Origin of the sequence: Thioalkalivibrio halophilus (assembly GCF_001995255.1) — a bacterium.
Classification (GTDB): Bacteria; Pseudomonadota; Gammaproteobacteria; order Ectothiorhodospirales; family Ectothiorhodospiraceae; genus Thioalkalivibrio; species Thioalkalivibrio halophilus.
Genome location: NZ_MUZR01000040.1, coordinates 1 through 20,991, shown reverse-complemented (window position 1 = coordinate 20,991; position 20,991 = coordinate 1). Strand labels below are relative to the sequence as shown.

The window sequence follows — 20,991 nt, the reverse complement described above, 5'->3', positions numbered from 1 at the left end:
ACTCCTTTAGCGACTGCTGATCAGGTACTTGATCAAGGCCGCGCCCCCGAGGATCAGCAGCATCAGGATCAGGGGTCCGATCCAGCCGTGGCCGAAGCCGAGGGCTGTCGTCCAGACAAAACCCTGGTCATGCATCATCGTGTATTGGTCATTCATCATGGTGTAGTCCTCCCGGGGCATAGATACAAACGACGATGCGCGAAACGGCGCACCGCGGCGGCGATCAGCGATCACCGAATGCCAGGCCGGGGCCCGGCCGGGGAGGACTCAGAGAGGGGGGCGCAGGTCCGGACCCGCGCGGGCATCGAGGGCCATGGCCACGACACCCGGAACGGGGCCGGAGAGATCGGCAGTGACCGACAGAGTAACGCTGGAAGGCAGGGCCGAAACCCCGCAGATGCCACAGACCGCGCACGGCACCTCGCAGGTCGGGCCTTCGATCGGGATCAGAGAGGCATCCGTATGTAAAACGGCGCCCGGGTCGGCACAGTGGGCTTGCGCGGTCATTGCCGCTCCAGGTTCGCCGTGCAGCATCTCTCCACTGGCCACCGACGTCGCGAACAGCGCGGCGGCAATCAACAGAGTCAGCAAATAGTTCAGGGCTCGGAACACGGGCGGGCCTGAAAGAAGCATTCCAAATGAAAGTATAGCACCGGCGCGGGCAGGACGCCCACGAACTACAGCACCGGCGCCAGCAGATAGGCGGCGCGCGCGGCCACCCGGCGCCATAACGGAAGGTCGTCCACGTCCTGCCGGGTCATCTCGCGCGAACGCGCAAAATCGGCCTCGAACATGCGGGCGGTCTCGCTGGCAAAGGCCGGGTCCAGCACCAGTGCCGTGACCTCGAAATTGAGCCGGAACGAGCGGTTGTCCAGGTTCACGGTCCCCACCGCCGCGCCCATGTCGTCCACCACGAACGCCTTGCCGTGCAGGAAGCCTTCCTGGTAACGGTAGACGCGCACACCGGCATCCAGCAGTGGTCCCAGGAAGGCATAGGCCGCATGCGTGGTCAGCGGGTTGTCGGTGACCTCGGGGATCAGCACGCGCACGTCGACGCCGCTGAGTGCGGCCAGCTTGAGCATGCCCTGCACGCCCTCGTCGGGCACAAAATACGGGCTGGCGATCCAGATGCGCCGCTCGGCGGAATGGATCGCCTGCTGCATCATCAGGCTGGCGGTCTCGAATTCGTCGGCCGGTCCTGAGGGCAGGATCAACACCGGGACCCCGTCCTCCGCCATGGTCGCCGGCTTCCATTCCAGCTCCGGGACCGCCTCGGTGGCCCAGTGCCAGTCCTCCAGGAACACCGACTGCAACGCGAGGGCGGACGGCCCCGCAATCCGCAGGTGGGTGTCGCGCCAGGCACCGATTTCCGGATCGCCGCCCAGGTACTCTTCGCCCACGTTCAGCCCGCCGACCCAGGCCTGCTCGCCATCGGCGACCACGATCTTGCGATGATTGCGGAAGTTCAGCTGGAAGCGATTGCCGCGTCCGCGGGTGGAGTGAAAGTGCTGCACATGGACGCCCGCCTCCCGCAGGGTGTCCAGGTAGCTCCCGGGCAGGCGGTAGCTCCCGATCTCGTCATACAGGAAATAGACGTCGACGCCGGCCTCGGCACGCTCCACCAGCCGCCGCTGGAGTTCGCGCCCGAGATCGTCGTCACGCACGATATAGAACTGCACCAGCAGGTAGCGCTCGGCCTGCTCGATCCCCCGGAAGATGCTGTCGAAGGTCGCCTCGCCGTCCACCAGCAGCTCGACCTCGTTACCGTGGAGAAACGGCCAGCGGGCGAGCTGCTGTACGCCGTCCAGGTGCTTGCTCGGTTCCTGCGCGACGTACTGGTGTGACCACAGCTCCTCGGTCTTCGGCTGCAGCGCGCGGGCGAGACTCGAGTCCTCGTCGCGCCGCGCCACGACATAGCCGCGAAACTCGCTGGCGCCGAAGACCCAGTAGGTCGGCACCGCCACATAGGGCACGGTGTTGAGCGAGACGATCCAGGCAACCGCCCCTTGCGGCGTCCGGGTGGACATCAGCGCATCCAGCGACGAAAGGAACCCCAGCAGGTGGAACCCGATGACGACCGTCAGCAGAATGCGCCAGCGCGGCCGGCGGCGCGCAGACTTGACGCACCGGTTGTCCGAGTCGCTCGACATGCCCGCGGGACCCGTCAGGCCAGCGGTTCAGAGCGCGTCGAGGCCGCGGGCCAGATCACGCTGGATGTCGGCGACCGCCTCCAGCCCGACGGCCACGCGCACCAGGGCTTCGGTGATGCCCTGGGCCTCGCGCTTGTCCGGGTCCACGCGGCCGTGGGTGGTAGTCGCCGGGTGGGTGATCGTAGTCTTGGCATCGCCCAGGTTGGCGGTGATCGACAGGAACCGGGTGGCGTCGATCACCGACCAGGCAGCCTCACGTCCTCCGGCGACCTCGAAACTCAGCACGCCACCGAAACCGCTTTGCTGCTGCTTCGCGATCGCGTGCTGCGGGTGATCCTCGAGGCCCGGGTAATGCACCGCCGTGACCTTCGGGTGGGCCTGCAGCCACTGCGCCAGGGCCAGCGCATTATCGCTGTGGGCACGCATGCGCAGGGACAGGGTTTCCAGCCCCTTCAGGAACACCCAGGCGTTGAATGGCGACAGCGTCGGACCGGCCGTGCGCAGGAACCCGTAGACATCCTTGCCCACACGCTCGGCGTCGCCCACCACCGCGCCGCCCAGACAGCGGCCCTGGCCGTCGAGGAACTTGGTCGCCGAGTGGATGATAATGTCGGCACCCAGATCCAGCGGGCGCTGCAGAATGGGGGTGCAGAAGCAGTTGTCCACCGCCAGCAGCGCGTCATGACGATGCGCGATCTCCGCCAGCGCGGCGATGTCCACCACCTCGCCCAGCGGGTTGGAGGGCGTCTCGCAGAAGTACAGCCGGGTGTTCGGTTGGGTCGCGGCCTCCCAGGCCTCGAGGTTCGAGAGCTCGACGTAGGTCACCTCCACGCCGAAGCGCCCGAGGTAGTTGTTGAACAGCACCGTGGTGGTGCCGAACACCGAACGCGAGCAGACCACGTGATCGCCGGCCTTCAGCAGCCCCATCATGGTCGCGAGGATCGCGGACATGCCGGAGGCGGTGGCCACACAGGCCTCTCCGCCTTCCAGCGCCGCGAGCCGCTCCTGGAAGGTCCTCACGGTGGGGTTGGTGAAGCGCGAATAGATGTTGCCGGGGACCTCGCCCGAGAACCGCGCGGCGGCCTCCGCCGCGCTGTCGAACACGAAGCTGGAGGTCGGGAAGATCGCCTCGGAGTGTTCCTGTTCCGGGGTCCGACGGTAGCCATGGCGGATGGCGACGGTATCGGGGGCGTAGTCGGCGGGATCGAATTCTTCGTGCATCGGGGCTTCCTGGCTCGCGTGAACGGGCCAGTTTACGGATGCCCGCCGGCACTCGCTACGCTGGCCGCAGACGCCCGGCCACCCGCGTGAGCAGCTCGTAGCCGATCGTGCCGGCAGCACGCGCCACGCGCTCCACCGGCAGGCCCTCGCCCCACAGTGTCGCGAGATCCCCCACCGCGGCCTCGGGCACGTCGGAGAGATCCACCGCGAGCATGTCCATCGAGACCCGCCCGACCAGCGGGCAGAGCTGACCGCGTACCCGCACCGGCGTGCCGGTGGGGGCGTGGCGCGGGTAACCGTCCGCATAGCCCATGGCCACGATGCCGATGCGCTCGCCGCCATGCGCGGTCCAGGTGGCGCCGTAGCCGACCCCGTCGCCGGGGGCCGGATGCTGGATCCCGATGATCGGGGCCTGCACGGTCATCACCGGGCGCAGGTCGGCGTCCGGACCCTCCGGCGGCGTCTCGGCCGGTACCGAGGCCGGGTGACAGCCGTAGAGCATGATGCCGGGACGGGCGCGGAAGGCCTCGTCCGCGCCGTGGCCGACCCCGCGCCCCCAGCCGGCGAACAGCGACGCCGAATTGGCCAGGGAGCGCGCGCCGGAGCGTCCCGCCACGGCCGTGGCGAAGGCCGACAGTTGCGCCGCGTTGTGGTCATCCGCCGGGTCGTCGGCACAGGCCATGTGGGTCATCCAGTGCAGGCCGCGCCCGCCGTGACCGGCCGCCCGCAGGGCACGTTCCACGGCATCGGCTTGGGCCGGGGCGAATCCCAGTCGATTCATCCCGGTGTTGAGCTTGATCCAGACCTCGGGCAGGACGACGCTGGCGGCGTCCAGCGCTTCCAGCTGCGCCGGAGCATGCACCGCCGGCTGCAGCGCGAGCTCCGCACAACGGCGAAGCCCGGCGGAGTCCCGCCCGCCCTGCAGCACCAGCAGCGGGCCATCGAATCCGCTCCGCCGCAGGACCTCGGCTTCCTCCACCGCGGACACGGCCAGCCCGTCGGCCACTTCGCCCAGTGACTGCGCCGCCCAATCGAGACCATGGCCATAGCCCTCGGCCTTGATCACGGGCCACATCGCGACCTCCGGGGCGAGCCCGCGGGCCACCTCCAGGTTGTGGCGCAGGGCTCCGGAATCGAGCTGGATGCTGGCCGCCCGTTGCATGTCGTGACTAGCCCTCCGGGCCCACCTCGCCGTACACGTCCGGGGCGTAGTTCTCGAAACGGGTAAACTGGCCGCGGAAGGTCAACCGCACGGTGCCGATCGGCCCGTTACGCTGCTTGCCGATGATGATCTCGGCGGTCCCCTTGTCCGGCGATTCCTCGTTATAGACCTCGTCGCGATAAACGAACGCGATGATGTCTGCGTCCTGTTCAATCGCTCCCGATTCGCGCAGGTCGGACATCACCGGGCGTTTGTTGGGGCGCTGCTCCAGCGAACGGTTGAGCTGGGACAGGGCGATCACCGGCACCTCCAGCTCCTTGGCCAGACCCTTCAGCGAGCGCGAGATCTCGGAGATCTCGTGCGCGCGATTCTCGCCGGAGCCGGGGTGCTGCATCAGCTGCAGGTAGTCGACCACGATCAGCTTGAGGCCCTGGTGCTCGCGCATCAGGCGCCGCGCACGGGCACGCAGCTCGGTGGGCGTCAGGGCCGGGGTGTCGTCGACGAACAACGGCGCCCCGGAGAGCATCTGCACCGCACTGGTGAGGCGCGGCCAGTCGCCGTCGTCCAGGCGCCCGGAACGCAGCTTCTGCTGGTTGATCCGGCCCATGGAGGACAACAGGCGCATCGCGATCTGCTCGCCCGGCATCTCCATGGAGAAGATCGCCACCGGTTCCTGATTCTTCATCGCCACGTATTCGGCGATGTTCATCGCGAAACTGGTCTTGCCCATCGACGGGCGCCCGGCCACGATCACCAGGTCCGAGGGGTTGAGCCCGGAGGTGAGCTCGTCCAGATCCTGGTAACCGGTCGCGATGCCGGTGATCGGGCTGGTGCTCTCGTAGAGGAACTCGATCTGCTCGACGGCGGACGCCAGCAGCGGCTTCATGCCGCGAAAGCCCTGGGCCCCGCGGGCGCCCAGCTCGGCGATCCGGAACACCTTCTGTTCCGCCTCGTCCAGCAACTGCTTGGAATCGCGGCCCTCGGGCACGAACGCCGAATCGGCGATCTCGGTGCCGACCGTGATCAGAGAGCGCAGTATGGAGCGTTCGCGGACGATGTCCGCATAGGCCACGATGTTCGCGGCCGAAGGGGTGTCACTGGCGAGCTGGCCAAGATAGGCCATGCCGCCGGCGGCTTCCAGTTCGGCAGTGCGTTCCAGCTGTTCGGAAACCGTCACCACGTCGAACGGAGCATTGCGCTCCGCCAGCTGTCCGATCGCCCGGAACAGCACGCGGTGGTCGTGGCGATAAAAGTCGTCCGCCGTTATGCGGTCGGCGACCCGGTCCCATGCCCCGTTGTCGAGCATCAGACCGCCGAGGACGGACTGCTCCGCCTCCTGGGAATGCGGCGGGACGCGCGGCATGTCGGTCATCGCCATGCCGTGTCCCCGCCGCCATCATGCGGGCCCGCGGCGGCAGCGGCCCGCCCGGCGGTCCGCCCGTCCGCCATCGGGAGCCTCACTCCTCGGGGGTGACGATGACGCGGATTTCCGCGTCGACGCCCGAGTACAGGTGAACACCCACCTCGAACTCGCCGGTCGCCCGCAGCGGGCCCTCGGGCATGCGCACTTCCTTTTTCTCCACTTCCACGCCCTTCGCGGTCAGCGCATCGGCGATGTCGGCCGGGCTCACCGAGCCGAACAGCTTGCCTTCGGCACCGACCTTGGCCCGGATCTCCAGATCCATGCCGTCGAGCTTTTCGCGACGGGCTTCGGCGGCCGCCACGGCCTCGGCCGCGGCCTTTTCCAGCTCGGCACGGCGCGCCTCGAATTCGGCGATGTTCTCCGCGGTGGCGAAGGCCGCCTTGCCCTGCGGCAGGAGGTAGTTGCGCGCAAAACCGGGGCGCACGCGGACGCGATCGCCCAGCCCGCCCAGGTTGTCGATCTTTTCCAGCAGAATGACTTCCATCTTGGTCTTCCCGTCAACGATTGAACCAGCGACCCGAGGTCGGGCCGTATTCTACACCGTGTGCCGCGCCGGCCGAACCGCGCGCGTCACACGCTCAGGATTCCGGGGGATCGTCGCCGGCATCGCGCTCGCGACCGATCCCCATGCGCCGGCGGATATCCGCCCACGCGTCGATGACCCCGATGCTGGCCAGCAGCAGGAACATCTGCGGCAACGCCAGGGCCATCAAAACGTACATGCCCACCAGCCAGAACACGCTCATGCCCTGGCCATGCGTCAGCGCATGCATCAGGGCGATCCCCTGGAGGAAGAACAGCACCCCCAGGATGAACGCCAGCTCCATCGCCAGCGGCGACGGCACCAGCTGCCCCACCGCGAGCAGCACGACCGCGGCGGCGCTGACGCCCGGACCCAGCTGCAGGGCGCGGAATTCCGCGCCGAAGGCCCCCGGGTTGTACAGCGCCGCCTGCCAGTAGCGGGCGATCAGCATCGCCAGGGTCACGCTCAGCAGCACGATGCCCGCCAGCAGCCCGGCCAGGTAGGGCGCGAGGTCGGCCAGCACCGCCTCGAGCTCTTCGCGCGCGGCCGCCTCGCCGGTCTCCACCAGCGGCGCCAGCAACTCCATGCCGGCCCGCACCCAGAAGGCCTCGGCATCCGGCACCAGGGCGTGCATCAGCAACACTCCGGCGCCGGCCACCAGCGCCCCGGCCTTGAGGGTGATGCGCCAGGACACCGTGCGCCGCAACAGTTCCGCCAGCAGGGCCACCGGCAACCACTGGATGACACCGGCCAGCAGCACCGCCGGTCCCGGTGTTCCGGGGCTCGCACCCCACAGGGCGGCGCCCAGCAGGCCGGAGGCGATCGCGAGGACGATCAGGGCCTGAGTCAGCCCCAGCCGCAGCCCGACCAAGGCCACCAGGGCACTGCTAACGATGGACACCGGCGGCAGGAACAGCCCGGCAATACCAAAGCCGGCGACCGCACCCACGGCGCGGCCCCGGCTCTTCATCGCGAATTCGGCGAGGATCTGCATGACCGTTGCACTCCGCCCGGCGGGCGGCGATCAGGCAGCGTTCAGGCGCCGATCAATGCGTATCGCTGTACGGAAGCAGCGCGAGAAAACGCGCGCGCTTGACCGCCGTGGACAGCTGACGCTGGTACTTGGCGCTGGTGCCGGTGACGCGGCTGGGCACGATCTTGCCGGTCTCGGTGATGTAATTCTTCAGCAGGTTCAGGTCCTTGTAATCGATGTACTCGATACCTTCGGCGGTGAACCGGCAGAACTTGCGACGACGCGGGAAACGGGCCATGTCCGATCTCCTTCAGTAAACGGGGGTGGGGTTCGGGATCACTCGTCGGCGGGGGCTTCGGCCGACTCGTCCGCGGAGGCGTCCTCGCGGCGACGGCTGCCCTTGCCTTCTTCTTCCTCGCGGCCCTTGGCCAGCGGGGACGCTTCGGTGATCGCACGATCCATGCGGATGGACAGGTGACGCAGCACCGCATCGTTGAAGCGGAAGGCGCTGTCGAGCTCTTCCATCGCGGCCTCGTCGGCCTCGATGTTCATCAGCACGTAGTGGGCCTTGACCAGCTTCTGGATGGGGTAGGCGAGCTGCCGGCGGCCCCAGTCCTCCAGACGGTGGACCGTGCCGCTGTGGCCTTCCACCAGACCCTTGTAGCGCTCGATCATCGCCGGGACCTGCTCGCTCTGGTCGGGATGGACCAGAAACACGACTTCATAGTGACGCATATCCAACTCCTTGCGGGTAACAGCCTCCCGGTGCGCCGGTGAGGCAAGGAACCGCCCTAACGACGGGCGGAAAGGCGCAATACGTTAACCGATGTTGCCCGCGGTCACAACACGGCGCTGGCGCCGGACTTCGAACAGCGACACGCCGGTGGCAACCGAAACGTTCAGGCTCTCCACGGTGCCGACCATGGGAATGTGCGCCAGATGATCGCAGGCCTCGCGGGTCAGGCGCCGCAGGCCCTCGCCCTCGGCGCCCATGACGATCGCGGCAGGGATGCGCAGATCGACGTCGTACAACGCCTGCTGCGCCTCGCCGTCCAGCCCTGTGGCCCACATGCCGGCTTCCTTCAGCGCGGCGAGGGTGCGGGCGAGATTGCCCACGCTCACCACCGGCACGGTCTCCGCCGCGCCGGAGGCGACCTTGATCGCCGCCGGTGTCAATGGAGCACTGTGGTGGCGCGGGACGACCAGGGCCCCGGCGCCTGCGGCGTCCGCCGTGCGCAGGCAGGCGCCGAGGTTGTGCGGATCGGTGACGCCATCCAGCACCAGCACCAGATCCAGGCCGGCCTCCACGCGTTGGCGCAGCTCGCGCTCGTCCACCACCGGGCGGGGCGTACAGTGCACGATCACGCCCTGGTGCTGAAATCCGGGGTGCTGCTGGTCCAGGCGCTCGCGGGCCACCCGCTCCACCGCCACTCCCCGCGTACCGGCGCGCTCCAGGATGCGCTGCAGGGATGCATCCACCTCGCCGCGCGCGAGCTGCAGGCTCTTGATCCGCTCCGGAGCACGCTCGAGCAGCGATGCCACCGCATGGATCCCGCCGAAGGCCTCGCCCCGGGAGCGCCCCTTTCCGCCGCTACGGCTCATCCCGCACGTCCCCGCACTTTCGGTGGCGGTACGGACATGGCGCCCGCAACGGCGCCGGTAACGCCAGGCATCCGTGCATCACTCAGGAGGAGGAGGCCGGGCGACGGCGACGGCTCCGGCGCCGCCCCGGCTTGCCCCCGGTTTCGCCGTCTCCGGAGCCGCCCTGGCCGGTGGCATCCTCGTCAGGGATGGTGTTGCCATCCTTGTCCGGAACGGCCTCGGCCTCCGGAAGCCGCTCGTTGCCCGGCTCCGGGGCATCTGCGGAGTCCTCGTCGGAGGCACCCCCGCCGGCACCCTGCGCGGCGGCGTCACCTTCCTCCGCGGAAGGCTTGCTGCGCCGACGGCCGCGCCGCCGGCCCTTCTTCTTCGGTGCGTCGTCACCGGCGGGCTCCGGCGCCAATTCAGGGACCGATTCAGGGGCCGATTCCGCGGCTGCGTGTTCGCCTTCGCTGTCGGCGGGTGCCGAATCGTCGGACGCCGGGCCCGCATCCGGGCCAGCAGCCGCCCCCCCGCCCGCCTCCGCATCGCCTCCTCTGGCGCGACGCTTGCGACGGGCGTTGTCGCGGGCGCTGCCACGCTTCTTCCCGCCGGCACCGGGACCTCCGCCCGGGCCCTTGCGACCGGCCGGGCGCGCGGCGGGTGCAGCCTTCTCCGCCGGCTTCGACTCGCCGGCCAGCGCCAGGTCGATCTTGCGGTCATCCAGACTCACCCGCACCAGCTGGACCTGGAGCTCGTCACCGATGCGGAACACGCGACCGGCGCGCTCGCCCGTGAGGGTATGGCGCTTGGGATCGAAGTGGTAGAAATCGTTATCGAGGCTGGAGACATGCACCAGGCCTTCGATGTACACCCCCTGAATCTCCACGAACAGGCCGAAGCCGGTCACGCCCGAGACGATGCCGGTAAACACATCCCCGACCTTGTCCTGCATGTACTCGGCCTTCAGCCAGGCCTCCACATCGCGCGTGGCGTCCTCGGCACGGCGCTCGGCCATCGAGCAGTGCTCGCCGAGGCCCTCCATGCGCTGGTGGGTATAGGGGAAGCCCTTGTTGCTGCCATTGCGCAGTACGTGCCGGATGCCCCGATGGACCAGCAGGTCCGGATAACGCCGGATCGGCGAGGTGAAGTGCGCGTAGTCATCCAGCGCCAGACCAAAGTGGCCGCCGAGCTCCGGCGAATACACCGCCTGCGACAGCGAACGCAGAAGCACGGTCTGGATCAGCTTCTGGTCCGTGCGCTGCTTCGCCGCCTTGAGGACCTCGGTGTAGTCCCGCGGGGTCGGCTCGTCGCCTCCGCCCAGGGACAGACCCGCGCCATTGAGGAATTCACGCAGCTCCTCGACCTTCTCTGCGGGCGGCTGATCGTGGTTGCGGTAGAGCGCCGGGACCTTGTGCTTCTTGAGGAAGCGCGCCGCGGCCACGTTGGCCATGATCATGCATTCCTCGACCAGGCGGTGGGCATCGGTACGCTCCACCGGGACGATGCGTTCGATCTTGCGGTCCTCGCCGAACACGATCTGCGTCTCGGTGGAATCGAAATCGATCGCACCACGGCGGTTGCGCGCCGCGTGCAGCGCCTTGAACACCCGGTGCAGTTCCTCCACGTGCGGCAGCACCTGCGCGTTCTGCTCGCGCAGGCCCTCATCGCCCGCGAGCATTGCGGCCACATCGTCGTAGATCAGGCGGGCATGCGAGCGAATCACGCCCTCGTGGAAACGGTAGCTCTTCAGCGCCCCGCGGGCACCGATCTCCATCTCGCAGACCATGCTCAGGCGGTCGACGTCCGGATTCAGCGAGCACAGCCCGTTGGACAGCGCCTCGGGCAGCATCGGGATCACCTGCTCGGGGAAATACGCCGAGGTCGCGCGATTGACCGCCTCGCGGTCCAGCGCCGAGTCCGGCTCGACGTAGTGCGACACATCGGCGATCGCGACCCACAGCCGCCAGCCCTTGCCTTCGGGCTCGCAATACAGGGCATCGTCAAAGTCCCGCGCATCGCTGCCGTCGATGGTCACGAACGGCTTGTCGCGCAGATCCAGCCGACCCTTCTTCGCCTTTTCCGGCACCGAATCACCCAGCTTGTCCGCCGCTTCGGTGACCTCCTCCGGCCATTCGAACGGCAGCCCCTGGGCACGGATCGCGATGTCGATCTCCATCCCCGGTGCCATGTGCTCGCCCAGGACCTCCACCACATCACCGCGCAGACGCGACTTGCGCGACGCCATCTCGCGGATGCGCACGACCACGATCTGGTCGTCCTGCGCCTCGCCCAGACCGTCCGGCGGTACCAGGATCTCGTGGGTGATGCGCTTGTTGTCCGGGGTCAGCAGGCCCACGCCGTCCTCGATGCGCAGACGCCCGACCACCTGGGTGGTGTTACGCTCCAGCACCTCGACGATGCCGCCCTCACGACGCCCGCGCCGGTCCACGCCCATGACGCGCGCCACCGCGCGGTCCCCGTGGAACACCCCCCGCATCTGCTTCGGCGACAGGAACAGGTCGTCATCCTGCTCGTCCGGCACCAGGAAACCAAAGCCGTCGGGATGGCCGATCACGCGCCCGCGGATCAGGTCTTCCTGATTGACCGGGAGGTAGGCACCCCGACGGTTGCACAGAGCCTGACCGTCACGCTCCATTGCCTTGAGCCGCCGGCGCAGGGCCTCCAGACGTTCCTCGTCCTCGATACCGAGACGCCCGGCGATTTCCTCAAAGGACAGCGGATTCCCCTCGAGCTGCAGCAGGTCGAGGATGTACTCGCGGCTGGGGATGGGGTTGTCGTACTTCTGCGCCTCGCGTTCGAGGTTGGGGTCGATCTGCGGCTTGCTGCGTTTTCCTGGCATTCAGTGAACTCTTTCTTCTGGTGTTGTGCCGCGCACCCGAGGTGCCTGCGGCAGTGACAGGCCGGAGCCGGCCCGGTGCCCATTATGGCCCCGATGCGGCGCGGGCGCATTTCTTTCACCTGCGGATGCCGCAGGGTTTGACAGATCCGCCAGCGCGGATTACCTTACGCGTTCCTGAAGCGCAGGCCCCCTTACAGGGCCGACCTCAAGTGCCGAGGTGGCGGAAATGGTAGACGCGCTAGCTTCAGGTGCTAGTGGGGGTAACCCCGTGGAGGTTCAAGTCCTCTCCTCGGCACCATTCTTTATTCGCTTCCCGCTTCCTTCCCGAAGCAATCCGCAGCCCCCACGTCCGCAATCGCTCGCATGGCAACGGCCTGCGGGGAATTTTCGCGCGCGCGGTCGTCCGTCGGCCGACGGATCCGTGAGCGGGAACCCCCCTTCCGGCCCGCATCCGGACCGGAAGGGATATCCGTCAGCCCCGGAAAGGATCCCGCATCACCAGCGTCTCGTCGCGATCCGGACCGGTGGAGATCATATCGACGGGCACACCCACCACCTCGGACAGGCGCTCCAGATACGCACGCGCATTGGCGGGAAGCTTCGCGTACTCGCGCACCCCGACGGTGGATTCCTGCCAGCCCGGCATCTCTTCGTAGACCGGCGTACAGGACCCGTAGGCCTCGGCACCCGCCGGTGGCACCGCCACTCGCCGGCCGTCGACATCGTAACCGGTGCAGATCTGCACCGTCTCCAGCCCGTCCAGCACGTCCAGTTTGGTCATGCACAGGCCACTAATGCTGTTCACGGCGACCGCGCGACGCAGTGCCACCGCATCGAACCACCCGCAGCGGCGTGCACGCCCGGTGGTGGAACCGAATTCGTTGCCCCGGCGCGCGAGGTGTTCGCCCATATTGTCGAACAGCTCGGTGGGAAAGGGGCCGGCCCCGACCCGCGTGGTGTATGCCTTGGTGATCCCCAGCACGTAATCCAGATTGCGCGGCCCCACCCCGGAGCCGGTGGACGCCCCGCCGGCGGTCGTGCTGGAGGAGGTCACGAACGGATAGGTCCCGTGGTCGATGTCCAGCAGCGTGCCCTGCGCCCCTTCGAACATCACGTCACGATCCGCGGCACGCAGCTCGTGCAGACGACCGGCGACATCCGTCACCATCGGCTTGAGGCGCTCGGCATGCTCGAGGCACTGCTCCAGCACCTGCTGATGGTCCACCGTCGCCGCCCCGAAGTAATGTTTCAGGGCAAAATTGTGATAATCCATCACCTCGCCGAGCTTGGCCGCCAGCCGCTCGCGATGGAACAGGTCGTCCAGGCGCAGCCCGCGACGTGCGACCTTGTCCTCGTAGGCCGGACCGATGCCGCGCCCGGTGGTACCGATGGCCGCCTTGCCGCGCGCTTTCTCGCGCGCGTGATCCAGCGCCACGTGGTACGGCAGGATCAGCTGACAGGAATCCGACAGCCGCAGGCGATCGGTCACCGGCACGCCGCGGGCCTCGAGCTCGTCCATCTCCTTGAGCAGGGCCTCCGGCGACAGCACCACGCCGTTGCCGATCATGCACTCCACCCCTTCGCGCAGGATGCCCGAGGGGATCAGGTGCAGCACTGTCTTCTCGCCATCGATCACCAGCGTGTGTCCGGCGTTGTGCCCGCCCTGGAAGCGCACCACCGCCGCGGCATCCTCGGTCAGTCGGTCGACGATCTTGCCCTTGCCTTCGTCACCCCACTGACTGCCCAGTACGACTACGAAACGTCCCATCAGTGTTCCACCACCATCCATTGTTCATTGCGGTACTCCAGGCGTGCGTCCGCATCCGTCACCGGCGTCTCGCCCCGCAGCTCGCGAACCACGCGTACGCCGCGCCCGCGCAGCTCGCACACCGCCGCCTCCAGCTCCGGATCGGTTCCGGCGGGGGCGAGCACGCATTGGCGTGGGCGCTCCGGATCGCCACGGGCGTCGCCGTGCCGGGCCAGCTCGCGCAGGTCGGTACTGAACCCGGTGGCCGAACGCGCCCGCCCGAACACGCGGCCGATCTCGTTGTAGCGCCCGCCGCGGGCGACCGCCTGTCCCGACCCCGGGATGAACGCCGCAAACACCAGACCGGTGTGATAGGCATACCCGCGCAGCTCCGCGACATCCACGTGCAGATCCACCTCGGTCCCCAGCGACTGCAGGTCCTCCACGATCGCCTCCAGGTGGTCCAGGGCCGCGTGCACCTCGGCGGGTGCCCTGCCCAGCGCGGCGCGCGCGCTCGCCAGGACTTCGGGCCCGCCATTCAGGTCCGGCAGGGCACGCAGGGCATCGGCCAGGTCGGGGTCGAGCCCCGCCGCACGCCATTGCGCCAGGGTCTGTTCGATCTCGGGGATGCTCTTGCGCTGCAGCTGATCGAAGAAGGCGCGCTCCTGCTCCGGCTCCAGACGCGCGGCCCGGGCAAGACTGCGAAAGATCCCGACGTGCCCCAGATCCATGCTGGGCCGGTGCACACCGCAGACCTCCAGCGTAGCCAGCATCAGACGGATGACCTCGACGTCGGAGTCCAGACCGTCGTGTCCGAAAAGCTCCGCGCCCGCCTGCAGCGGACTGCGGGACCCCGACCACTCATCGGCACGGGCACGCAAAGTCGTACCGACATAGCACAGCCGGTTGGCACCCGCCACATGCTGACGGTGCGCGTCGATGCGGGCGACCTGAGGCGTCAGGTCCGCTCGCACTCCCATCAGCCGGCCAGTCAGCTGATCGGTCAGTTTGAACGTCTGCAGATCCAGCTCGTGGCCGGCACCGGTCAGCAACGACTCCAGGTATTCCGCCAGCGGCGGCATCACATGATCGTAGCCCCAGACATCGAAATGGTCGAGCACACGCCGCCGCAGGCCCTCCAGGCGCCGTGCCGAATCCGGCAGCGCCTCTTCGAGTCCGTCCGGCAGCAGCCAGCGATTGATTTCCGTCATGTCATCCTTGCCTGCACGGCCTGACCCGTCCACAGGCGGGCTGGCCAGAAGAAGGGCCCGCGGTGCGGGCCCGGCTTGTGATTGGCAGAACCTGCCCGCACCGGCCCCGAAGCGGGGCCGGCCGCACGATCACTCGGCGGGCTGCGGCAGCTGCGGAGTCCGGGACGGACGCTCGCCGCCCGGAGCGTTGAAGAACTGGAAGAACTCCGAGTTCGGTTCCAGCACGAACGTGCTGTTCTCGCCCTGCAGGCTGTTGCGGTAGGCGATCAGGCTGCGATAGAAGCGGAAGAACTCTTCATCTTCGCCGAAGGAGGTACCCAGGATCTCGGTAGCCCGGGCATCACCCTCCCCGCGGATCACCTCGGAGTCACGGTACGCGTTCGCCAGGATCACCGTGCGATCGCGGTCGGCACGCGAACGAATCCGCTCGGCCTCCTCCTGCCCCCGGGCGCGGAAGTCCTGCGCCACACGCTCGCGCTCGGCCCGCATCCGGTCGAACACCGACTCGGAGACCTCGTCCGGCAGATCCATGCGACGGATGCGCACATCCACCAGATCGACCCCCAGCTCCAGCGCCGTCTCCAGGGCGGCCTGGCGCACCGCGCCCATGATGGTCAGGCGCTCGCCGGCGACCACGTCCTGCAGCTCGTAGCGGGCGAATTCGTTACGCATGCCGTCCCGCAGGATCTGCGACAGGCGCTCCTCGGCCAGTCGTTCGTCACCGCGGGTGGCGCGGTAGAACTGACCGACATCGTTGATCCGCCACTTGGCGTAGAAATCCACGATGATGTTCTTCGCCTCGCTGGTCAGGAACCGGTCCGGCGGGATGTTCAGGGTCATGATCCGGGCATCGAACTTCTCGACGTTCTGGATCAGCGGGAACTTGAAATGCAGCCCCGGCTCCTGGTCCACCTCGCGCAGTTCCCCCAGGGCGAACTTGATCACGCGCTCGCGCTCGTCAACGGTGTAGGTCGACAGGGCCACGACGATCCCGATGACCACCACGGCAATTCCGGCAATACGCAGCATCAGCGAACCTCCCGCGAGCGCAGGCTCTCGGTATCACGGGTCATCCCGGTGTCCCTCTCAATCGCACGCCGGTCAGTGTCCAGTGGACGCGGCGTCGGCGCGCCACCCGAATTGCGGGTGCCCGACTGGCCGGAGAACATCTCGCCCAGCGGCAGCATCATCAGATTGCCGCTGGCGCCCACGTCCAGCATCAGCTTGCGCGAATCCTGGAGCACGGCTTCCACCGCCTCGAGGTAGAGACGGTCACGCGTGACTTCGGGGGCCTGCCGGTATTCGGTCAGCAGCTGGTCGAAGCGCGAGGCATCACCCTCGGCGCGGGCCACCACCTGATCGCGATAACCCTCGGCTTCCTCGATGATGCGGGCCGCCTGACCACGCGCCCGCGGGATCACGCCGTTGGCATAAGCCTCGGCCTCGTTGCGGAAGCGGACCTCGTCCTCGCGTGCACGGATGGCATCGGCAAAGGCCTCCTGCACTGCTTCCGGCGGCTGCGCCTGCTGCATGGAGACCGCGGTGACCACGATCCCGGCGCCGTAGGCATCGAGGTTTTCCTGCATCACCGTGCGGGTGGACTGGGCGATCTCGCCACGGCCCTCGCCGAGGATGAATTCGAGATTGCCCTTGCCGACCCGTTCACGGATGGCCGACTCCATGACCTGATGCACGGTGGCATCCGGATTGCGGACATTGAACAGGAAGTCGACCAGATCGAGGATGCGGTACTGCACCGCGATATCGACATCGATGATGTTCTCGTCGCCGGTGAGCATCAGCGCGCGGCTCTCGATGGTCCGCACGTTGTCCACGTTCTCGATCTCGATCCGCTCGATGGGATAGGGCAGGTGCCAGCCCGGCCCCGGACTCTTGACCTCCTGGAACGCGCCGAAGCGCAGCACCACGCCGCGCTCGCCTTCGGAGACGATGTGGAAGCCGGAGGCGATCCAGACCACCAGGGCGATGATCAGGCCGAGGCTGATCAGGGCCTGGGAACCGCGCCCCATGCCGCCGCCGCCCAGGCCGCTTCCGCCCTGGTTGCCGCCACCAAAGATGCCGCTGAGCTGCCGCGACAGTTTGCGCAGCATCTCCTCGAGATCGGGCGGCTGCTGGCCACCTCCACCACCGCCGCCACCGCCGCGGTTACCGCCTCCCCCGCTCCAGGGGTCGCGGTTGTTGTTTCCCGGTTCGTTCCAGGGCATGAATCAGGGACTCCGTCGATCGCTCGGGATGTGCCGATCAGGCACAGGGAGCGGACATTCTAGGGGGGCACCCGGGGGCGGGCAAGCGCACCCCTGCGGGAGTCGGGTTGTGACCGGGGCCCGCGGCCTCCCATGCGGCCATGCCACCGGCGACGTTCCTTACGTGGCCATAACCCAGCCGCTGCAGGATGGAGGCCGCGACCGTGGAACGGTATCCGCTGCCGCAGACCACGGCCACCGGTTCTTCGGGCGCCACACCCGGGACACCGTCGCGGGTTTCCGCGACCGGCCGATGCAGCGCCGCCTCGTCGTGACCAGCGGCGTATCCCGTGCCGCGTGGCTGCCCGGGACCCCGTCAGGGGGTGCGATCAGGCACCGGAGCCCGGTGCCGGGGCGCGCGCACCGGCGGCTTGCGCGTCCTCGGCGTCCCCGGGTTCCTCGCCCGGCCCCACGAAGGCCGTTTCCGGATCCAGCCCGGCCTCGCGGAACAGGTCCTGGAAGCGCCGCTCCGGCAGCTGCACCCGCAGGCGGATCGCACCCTCATCACCGGTCTGCTCGGCCTCCACGGCGTTCTCGTCGTACAGCCGCCCGCGCAGCCGCCCGGCGGACGGCGGCACCTCGACCCAGCCACGGCGCATGGATTCGGTGAAGGACTCGGCCAGGCGCTGGTACAGCCGCTCCACCCCTTCGCCGGTTTGCGCCGACAGCCAGAAGGCCTCCTCGCCCTCGCCACCGGCAAAGCGCTCCGCCGCCTCGTCGTCGCGCTCCGGCAGGGTGTCGATCTTGTTGTAGATCCGCCAGCAGGGCACGTCCTCGGCGCCGATCTCCGCGAGCACGTCCTCCACCTGGGCGATGTGCCGCTCGCGCTCCGGATCGGCGGCGTCGATCACGTGCAAAAGCAGCGCCGCCTCGCGGGTCTCGGTCAGGGTCGCCTTGAAGGCCGCCACCAGTTCGTGCGGCAGGTCGCGCACGAACCCGACAGTGTCCGCGAGGATCACCGACTGGTGCGGCGCCAGATCCAGCCGGCGCAGGGTCGGATCCAGGGTCGCGAACAGCTGGTCGGCCTGGTAAACGTCGGAATCGGTGAGGCGGTTGAACAGGGTCGACTTGCCGGCATTGGTGTAGCCCACCAGCGAGACCGTCGGCACCTCGTTGCGCAGGCGCGCCTGGCGCCCCTGCTCGCGCGTGCGCTCGACCTTTTCCAGTCGCCGCTCGATATGCTTGATGCGCGCCGCCAGCAGCCGGCGGTCGGTCTCCAGCTGGGTCTCCCCGGGACCGCGCAGGCCGATGCCGCCCTTCTGCCGCTCCAGGTGGGTCCAGCCACGCACCAGTCGGGTGGACATGTGACGCAGCTGCGCCAGCTCCACCTGCAGCTTGCCCTCGTGAGAACGCGCGCGCTGGGCAAAAATGTCGAGGATCAGCCCGGCGCGGTCCAGCACCCGGCACTGCAGGTGCTGTTCCAGGTTGCGCTCCTGGCTGGGCGACAGCTCGTGGTTGAAGATCACCAGGTCGGCCCCGTGCGCCGCCACCTGATCGCGAATCGCGTCCGCCTTGCCGGACCCCACGAACAGACGCGAGTCGGGACGATGGCGCGAACCGGATTCCACGGCCACCACCTCGGCCCCGGCCGAACGCACCAGCTCCTCGAATTCCTGCAGCTGGACCTCGAGATCGGTCGCACCGCCGATGGCCATGGCCACCAGCACCGCCCGGTCGCCACCGGTCTGCGGACGCTCAAACAACGCGCGACCACCCCCGATCCGGGCCCGGGCCACCCCGGAGGTGGACGCCCCTACTCATCCGCGGCCTCTCCGCCGCTGGCCGCGGCGCTGTCTTCATCCAGCGGCATGCGCACCTGCCGCGCAGGCACGATGGTGGAGATCGCGTGCTTGTAGACCATCTGCGACACCGTCGAGCGCAGCAGGACCACGAACTGATCGAAGGACTCGATCTGCCCCTGCAGCTTGATGCCGTTCACGAGATAGATCGACACCGGAATCCGGTCGCGGCGCAGCGCGTTGAGAAAGGGTTCCTGCAGCATTTGCCCTTTGGCCATCGGTACATTCCCTGGTTGCATTCGTCGGGGCCCGCGCTGCGGGCCGAAACCTGTAAAAAGAGTAGCATATCGTCAGCGTGATGCTGTCTCGCGCAGGGCCGCCAGGGCCTGCTCCGGATCGACGGTTTCCGCCGGCAACCGCGCGTGCAGCGGGAAGCGCCGCAGACCGGTCAGCTGGCGCTTGGCCAGCTGCCGCGTCGCGGCGATCGCCCGGCTGCGGAACGTGGCGAAATCGACCTCGCCGTCCAGCCACTCCCAACCCTGGCGATAGCCCACCGCCCGCTGCGAAGGGTGTTCCGCGGTCAGCCCGGGGCGCGCGCGCAGGGCCCGCAGCTCCTCCACGAACCCCGCCTCCAGCATGGCATCGAAGCGTTCGGCAATCCGCGCACGCAGACGTTCCCGATCTTCCGGCCACAATGCCAGCGCGCACCAGCCCGCCGGCAGCCGCGCCTCGCCCCCCTGCTGGAAGCTCGACAACGGCCGCCCCGTGGCCTCGAATACCTCCAGCGCCCGCAGGATGCGCTGCGGATCGTTGGGATGGATGCGCCCGGCGGCCGCCGGGTCCACCGCCTCCAGGGCCTCATGCAGGGCCCGGGCGCCTTCCGTCTCCAGCCGGGCGCGCACCGCGGCGCGCACCGCTTCCGGCACCGGCGGCATGGGGTCGATCCCCTCCAGCAGCGCCCGCAGGTACAGCAGGGTCCCGCCCGCCAGCAGGGCCACGCGCCCGCGCGCATGGATCGCGCGGATGCAGGCACGGGCATCCGCGGCGAAGGCCGCCGCGTTATAGGTCTCCTCCGGATCCCGGATGTCCAGCAGGTGATGCGGCACCCGCGCCCGCTCGTCCGCATCCGGTTTGGCGGTACCGATGTCCATGCCGCGGTACACCTGCGCCGAATCCGCGGTCACGATCTCGGCGTCCAGCCGCTGCGCGAGTTCCAGCGCCAGCCCGGTCTTGCCGGTGGCAGTGGGCCCGGCGAGCAGCACCACCGGCGGTTGCGGGACGTCCATCAGCGCCCGCGCATGAACAGCCCGTCGAGGGCAGCGTGATCCAGCTCCACCCAGGTCGGCCGGCCATGGTTGCACTGGCCGCTGCGCTCGGTGGCCTCCATGTCGCGCAGCAGCTGGTTCATCTCGGGCACGGTCAGCCGGCGCCCCGACCGCACCGACCCATGGCAGGCCATGGTGCTCAGCACCTCGTTGGCCGCCGCCTCGGTGCGCTGGCTGTGGCCGCTTTCGGCCAGATCCCCCAGCACGTCGCGCAAGAGCGCCGGTGCATCGCGGCCCCGCAGCAGCGCCGGCACCGCACGCAACCGCAGACGTTCGGGCCCGCAGCGGTCCACTTCGAAGCCCAGCCCGGCCAGCGTATCCGCCTGCTCCTCGGCGCGGTCGGCCTCGGCCGGGGTAACCTCCACCTCCTCCGGCACCAGCAGCGGCTGGGCGGTCACGCGTTCACGCTCCCATTCGCGCTTGAGCCGCTCATAGGTAATTCGCTCGTGCGCGGCATGCATGTCCACCAGCACCAGCCCGCGGACGTTCTCCGCGAGCACGAAGGTATCCGCGACCTGTCCGATCGCGAACCCCAGCGGGGGCATCTCAGCGTTGTTTTCCGTGCTGTCCGTGCGCCCCGCGCCCTCGGCGGCATAACCCGGCGCGGCACGTTCACCGACACCGGCAGCGGACGACGATTCCGGCGGCCGGAACGCAGCCCAGGCCGCGGCAAAGCCGTCACCGCGCCCGGGGTCCGCGCGTCCGCCACCCGCCCCCCCGGACCCGCCCCCGACACGGCCCGGTGCACCGCCGGGCCGTGTCGGGGGCGGGTCCGGGGGGGCGGGGGGCGGACGCGCGGACCCCGGGCGCGG

Annotated in this window: 20 protein-coding genes, 1 tRNA gene and 1 pseudogene; 1 reads left to right on the top strand and 21 read right to left on the bottom strand. The window is 68.7% G+C overall.

Going from position 1 to position 20,991, the window contains the following annotated elements:
- Positions 1–6: 6 nt before the first annotated feature.
- The 12 genes from B1A74_RS14255 to rnr form a co-directional block, all read right to left on the bottom strand.
- Positions 7–159, bottom strand: a complete 153-nt coding sequence (locus B1A74_RS14255) for a hypothetical protein (RefSeq protein WP_158076024.1) — start codon at positions 157–159, stop codon at positions 7–9.
- A 108-nt stretch (positions 160–267) separates the two neighbouring features.
- Entirely contained in the window at positions 268–612 is a 345-nt protein-coding gene (locus B1A74_RS14250) for a hypothetical protein (RefSeq protein ID WP_158076023.1), read from the bottom strand.
- A gap of 65 nt (positions 613–677) precedes the next feature.
- Positions 678–2,150: a cardiolipin synthase gene (gene cls / locus B1A74_RS09730; RefSeq protein WP_077244513.1), complete on the bottom strand. Its 1,473-nt coding sequence runs from the start codon at positions 2,148–2,150 to the stop codon at positions 678–680.
- A gap of 27 nt (positions 2,151–2,177) precedes the next feature.
- Entirely contained in the window at positions 2,178–3,371 is a 1,194-nt protein-coding gene (locus B1A74_RS09725; RefSeq protein WP_077244512.1) for an O-succinylhomoserine sulfhydrylase, read from the bottom strand.
- Positions 3,372–3,426: 55 nt separating this feature from the next.
- Entirely contained in the window at positions 3,427–4,533 is a 1,107-nt protein-coding gene (alr, locus tag B1A74_RS09720; protein ID WP_077244511.1) for an alanine racemase, read from the bottom strand.
- Between the two features lie 7 nt (positions 4,534–4,540).
- Positions 4,541–5,905 carry a replicative DNA helicase gene (dnaB, locus tag B1A74_RS09715; RefSeq protein WP_024328719.1) on the bottom strand — a complete coding sequence of 455 codons (1,365 nt, stop codon included), beginning with the start codon at positions 5,903–5,905 and terminating at the stop codon, positions 4,541–4,543.
- Positions 5,906–5,990: 85 nt separating this feature from the next.
- Entirely contained in the window at positions 5,991–6,440 is a 450-nt protein-coding gene (gene rplI, locus B1A74_RS09710; protein WP_018946848.1) for a 50S ribosomal protein L9, read from the bottom strand.
- Between the two features lie 94 nt (positions 6,441–6,534).
- Entirely contained in the window at positions 6,535–7,473 is a 939-nt protein-coding gene (locus tag B1A74_RS09705; protein ID WP_077244510.1) for a YybS family protein, read from the bottom strand.
- Between the two features lie 52 nt (positions 7,474–7,525).
- The gene (rpsR, locus tag B1A74_RS09700; protein ID WP_018870342.1) at positions 7,526–7,750 is read right to left on the bottom strand and encodes a 30S ribosomal protein S18; all 225 of its coding nucleotides are present in this window, start codon (positions 7,748–7,750) and stop codon (positions 7,526–7,528) included.
- A 38-nt stretch (positions 7,751–7,788) separates the two neighbouring features.
- Positions 7,789–8,187: a 30S ribosomal protein S6 gene (gene rpsF, locus B1A74_RS09695; RefSeq protein WP_018870343.1), complete on the bottom strand. Its 399-nt coding sequence runs from the start codon at positions 8,185–8,187 to the stop codon at positions 7,789–7,791.
- A gap of 84 nt (positions 8,188–8,271) precedes the next feature.
- The gene (rlmB, locus tag B1A74_RS09690) at positions 8,272–9,054 is read right to left on the bottom strand and encodes a 23S rRNA (guanosine(2251)-2'-O)-methyltransferase RlmB (protein WP_018946846.1); all 783 of its coding nucleotides are present in this window, start codon (positions 9,052–9,054) and stop codon (positions 8,272–8,274) included.
- 82 nt (positions 9,055–9,136) lie between these two features.
- Positions 9,137–11,893, bottom strand: coding sequence for a ribonuclease R (gene rnr / locus B1A74_RS09685; protein ID WP_077244509.1), 2,757 nt, complete (start codon positions 11,891–11,893; stop codon positions 9,137–9,139).
- Between the two features lie 211 nt (positions 11,894–12,104).
- Between rnr and B1A74_RS09680 the strand changes: the two genes are divergently transcribed.
- Positions 12,105–12,191 (top strand) — tRNA-Leu (locus B1A74_RS09680).
- A gap of 174 nt (positions 12,192–12,365) precedes the next feature.
- On the opposite strand, the gene B1A74_RS09675 is transcribed toward B1A74_RS09680, so the two are convergent.
- From B1A74_RS09675 to B1A74_RS09635, 9 genes and pseudogenes are all read right to left on the bottom strand, one after another.
- Complete coding sequence (locus tag B1A74_RS09675; RefSeq protein ID WP_018946844.1) at positions 12,366–13,661, bottom strand: adenylosuccinate synthase; 1,296 nt, start codon at positions 13,659–13,661, stop codon at positions 12,366–12,368.
- Complete coding sequence (locus B1A74_RS09670; RefSeq protein ID WP_077244508.1) at positions 13,661–14,851, bottom strand: ATP phosphoribosyltransferase regulatory subunit; 1,191 nt, start codon at positions 14,849–14,851, stop codon at positions 13,661–13,663. Before B1A74_RS09670 ends, B1A74_RS09675 begins: the two co-directional genes overlap by 1 nt.
- Before the next feature lie 129 nt (positions 14,852–14,980).
- On the bottom strand, positions 14,981–15,880 hold the full coding sequence (gene hflC / locus B1A74_RS09665; RefSeq protein ID WP_018946842.1) for a protease modulator HflC: 900 nt from the start codon (positions 15,878–15,880) through the stop codon (positions 14,981–14,983).
- The gene (hflK, locus tag B1A74_RS09660; RefSeq protein WP_077244507.1) at positions 15,880–17,076 is read right to left on the bottom strand and encodes an FtsH protease activity modulator HflK; all 1,197 of its coding nucleotides are present in this window, start codon (positions 17,074–17,076) and stop codon (positions 15,880–15,882) included. Before hflK ends, hflC begins: the two co-directional genes overlap by 1 nt.
- A 37-nt stretch (positions 17,077–17,113) precedes the next feature.
- Positions 17,114–17,401: pseudogene (locus tag B1A74_RS09655) on the bottom strand (rhodanese-like domain-containing protein); the annotation flags it as partial.
- A 43-nt stretch (positions 17,402–17,444) separates the two neighbouring features.
- Positions 17,445–18,818, bottom strand: a complete 1,374-nt coding sequence (hflX, locus tag B1A74_RS09650; RefSeq protein WP_018946840.1) for a ribosome rescue GTPase HflX — start codon at positions 18,816–18,818, stop codon at positions 17,445–17,447.
- A 50-nt stretch (positions 18,819–18,868) separates the two neighbouring features.
- Positions 18,869–19,132, bottom strand: coding sequence for an RNA chaperone Hfq (gene hfq / locus B1A74_RS09645; protein WP_018870352.1), 264 nt, complete (start codon positions 19,130–19,132; stop codon positions 18,869–18,871).
- Positions 19,133–19,204: 72 nt separating this feature from the next.
- Positions 19,205–20,140 (bottom strand): tRNA (adenosine(37)-N6)-dimethylallyltransferase MiaA, encoded by a 936-nt coding sequence (miaA, locus tag B1A74_RS09640; protein WP_077244506.1) that lies wholly within the window; start codon positions 20,138–20,140, stop codon positions 19,205–19,207.
- Positions 20,140–20,991, bottom strand: an 852-nt coding sequence (locus B1A74_RS09635; protein WP_483028314.1) for a DNA mismatch repair MutL family protein, incomplete at its 5' end; no start/stop codon positions are given. The genes B1A74_RS09635 and miaA, both read right to left, overlap by 1 nt.

What these genes read in the sequence shown, in the direction of transcription:
- hflC (WP_018946842.1), bottom strand. Translation starts at nt 15,880, where the DNA reads ATGCTGCGTATTGCCGGAATTGCCGTGGTGGTCATCGGGATCGTCGTG.
- hflK (WP_077244507.1), bottom strand. Translation starts at nt 17,076, where the DNA reads ATGCCCTGGAACGAACCGGGAAACAACAACCGCGACCCCTGGAGCGGG.
- B1A74_RS14255 (WP_158076024.1), bottom strand. Translation starts at nt 159, where the DNA reads ATGATGAATGACCAATACACGATGATGCATGACCAGGGTTTTGTCTGG.
- rplI (WP_018946848.1), bottom strand. Translation starts at nt 6,440, where the DNA reads ATGGAAGTCATTCTGCTGGAAAAGATCGACAACCTGGGCGGGCTGGGC.
- rpsF (WP_018870343.1), bottom strand. Translation starts at nt 8,187, where the DNA reads ATGCGTCACTATGAAGTCGTGTTTCTGGTCCATCCCGACCAGAGCGAG.
- rlmB (WP_018946846.1), bottom strand. Translation starts at nt 9,054, where the DNA reads ATGAGCCGTAGCGGCGGAAAGGGGCGCTCCCGGGGCGAGGCCTTCGGC.
- cls (WP_077244513.1), bottom strand. Translation starts at nt 2,150, where the DNA reads ATGTCGAGCGACTCGGACAACCGGTGCGTCAAGTCTGCGCGCCGCCGG.
- B1A74_RS09675 (WP_018946844.1), bottom strand. Translation starts at nt 13,661, where the DNA reads ATGGGACGTTTCGTAGTCGTACTGGGCAGTCAGTGGGGTGACGAAGGC.
- miaA (WP_077244506.1), bottom strand. Translation starts at nt 20,140, where the DNA reads ATGGACGTCCCGCAACCGCCGGTGGTGCTGCTCGCCGGGCCCACTGCC.
- B1A74_RS09705 (WP_077244510.1), bottom strand. Translation starts at nt 7,473, where the DNA reads ATGCAGATCCTCGCCGAATTCGCGATGAAGAGCCGGGGCCGCGCCGTG.
- B1A74_RS09725 (WP_077244512.1), bottom strand. Translation starts at nt 3,371, where the DNA reads ATGCACGAAGAATTCGATCCCGCCGACTACGCCCCCGATACCGTCGCC.
- rnr (WP_077244509.1), bottom strand. Translation starts at nt 11,893, where the DNA reads ATGCCAGGAAAACGCAGCAAGCCGCAGATCGACCCCAACCTCGAACGC.
- B1A74_RS09670 (WP_077244508.1), bottom strand. Translation starts at nt 14,851, where the DNA reads ATGACGGAAATCAATCGCTGGCTGCTGCCGGACGGACTCGAAGAGGCG.
- dnaB (WP_024328719.1), bottom strand. Translation starts at nt 5,905, where the DNA reads ATGACCGACATGCCGCGCGTCCCGCCGCATTCCCAGGAGGCGGAGCAG.
- hfq (WP_018870352.1), bottom strand. Translation starts at nt 19,132, where the DNA reads ATGGCCAAAGGGCAAATGCTGCAGGAACCCTTTCTCAACGCGCTGCGC.
- rpsR (WP_018870342.1), bottom strand. Translation starts at nt 7,750, where the DNA reads ATGGCCCGTTTCCCGCGTCGTCGCAAGTTCTGCCGGTTCACCGCCGAA.
- alr (WP_077244511.1), bottom strand. Translation starts at nt 4,533, where the DNA reads ATGCAACGGGCGGCCAGCATCCAGCTCGATTCCGGAGCCCTGCGCCAC.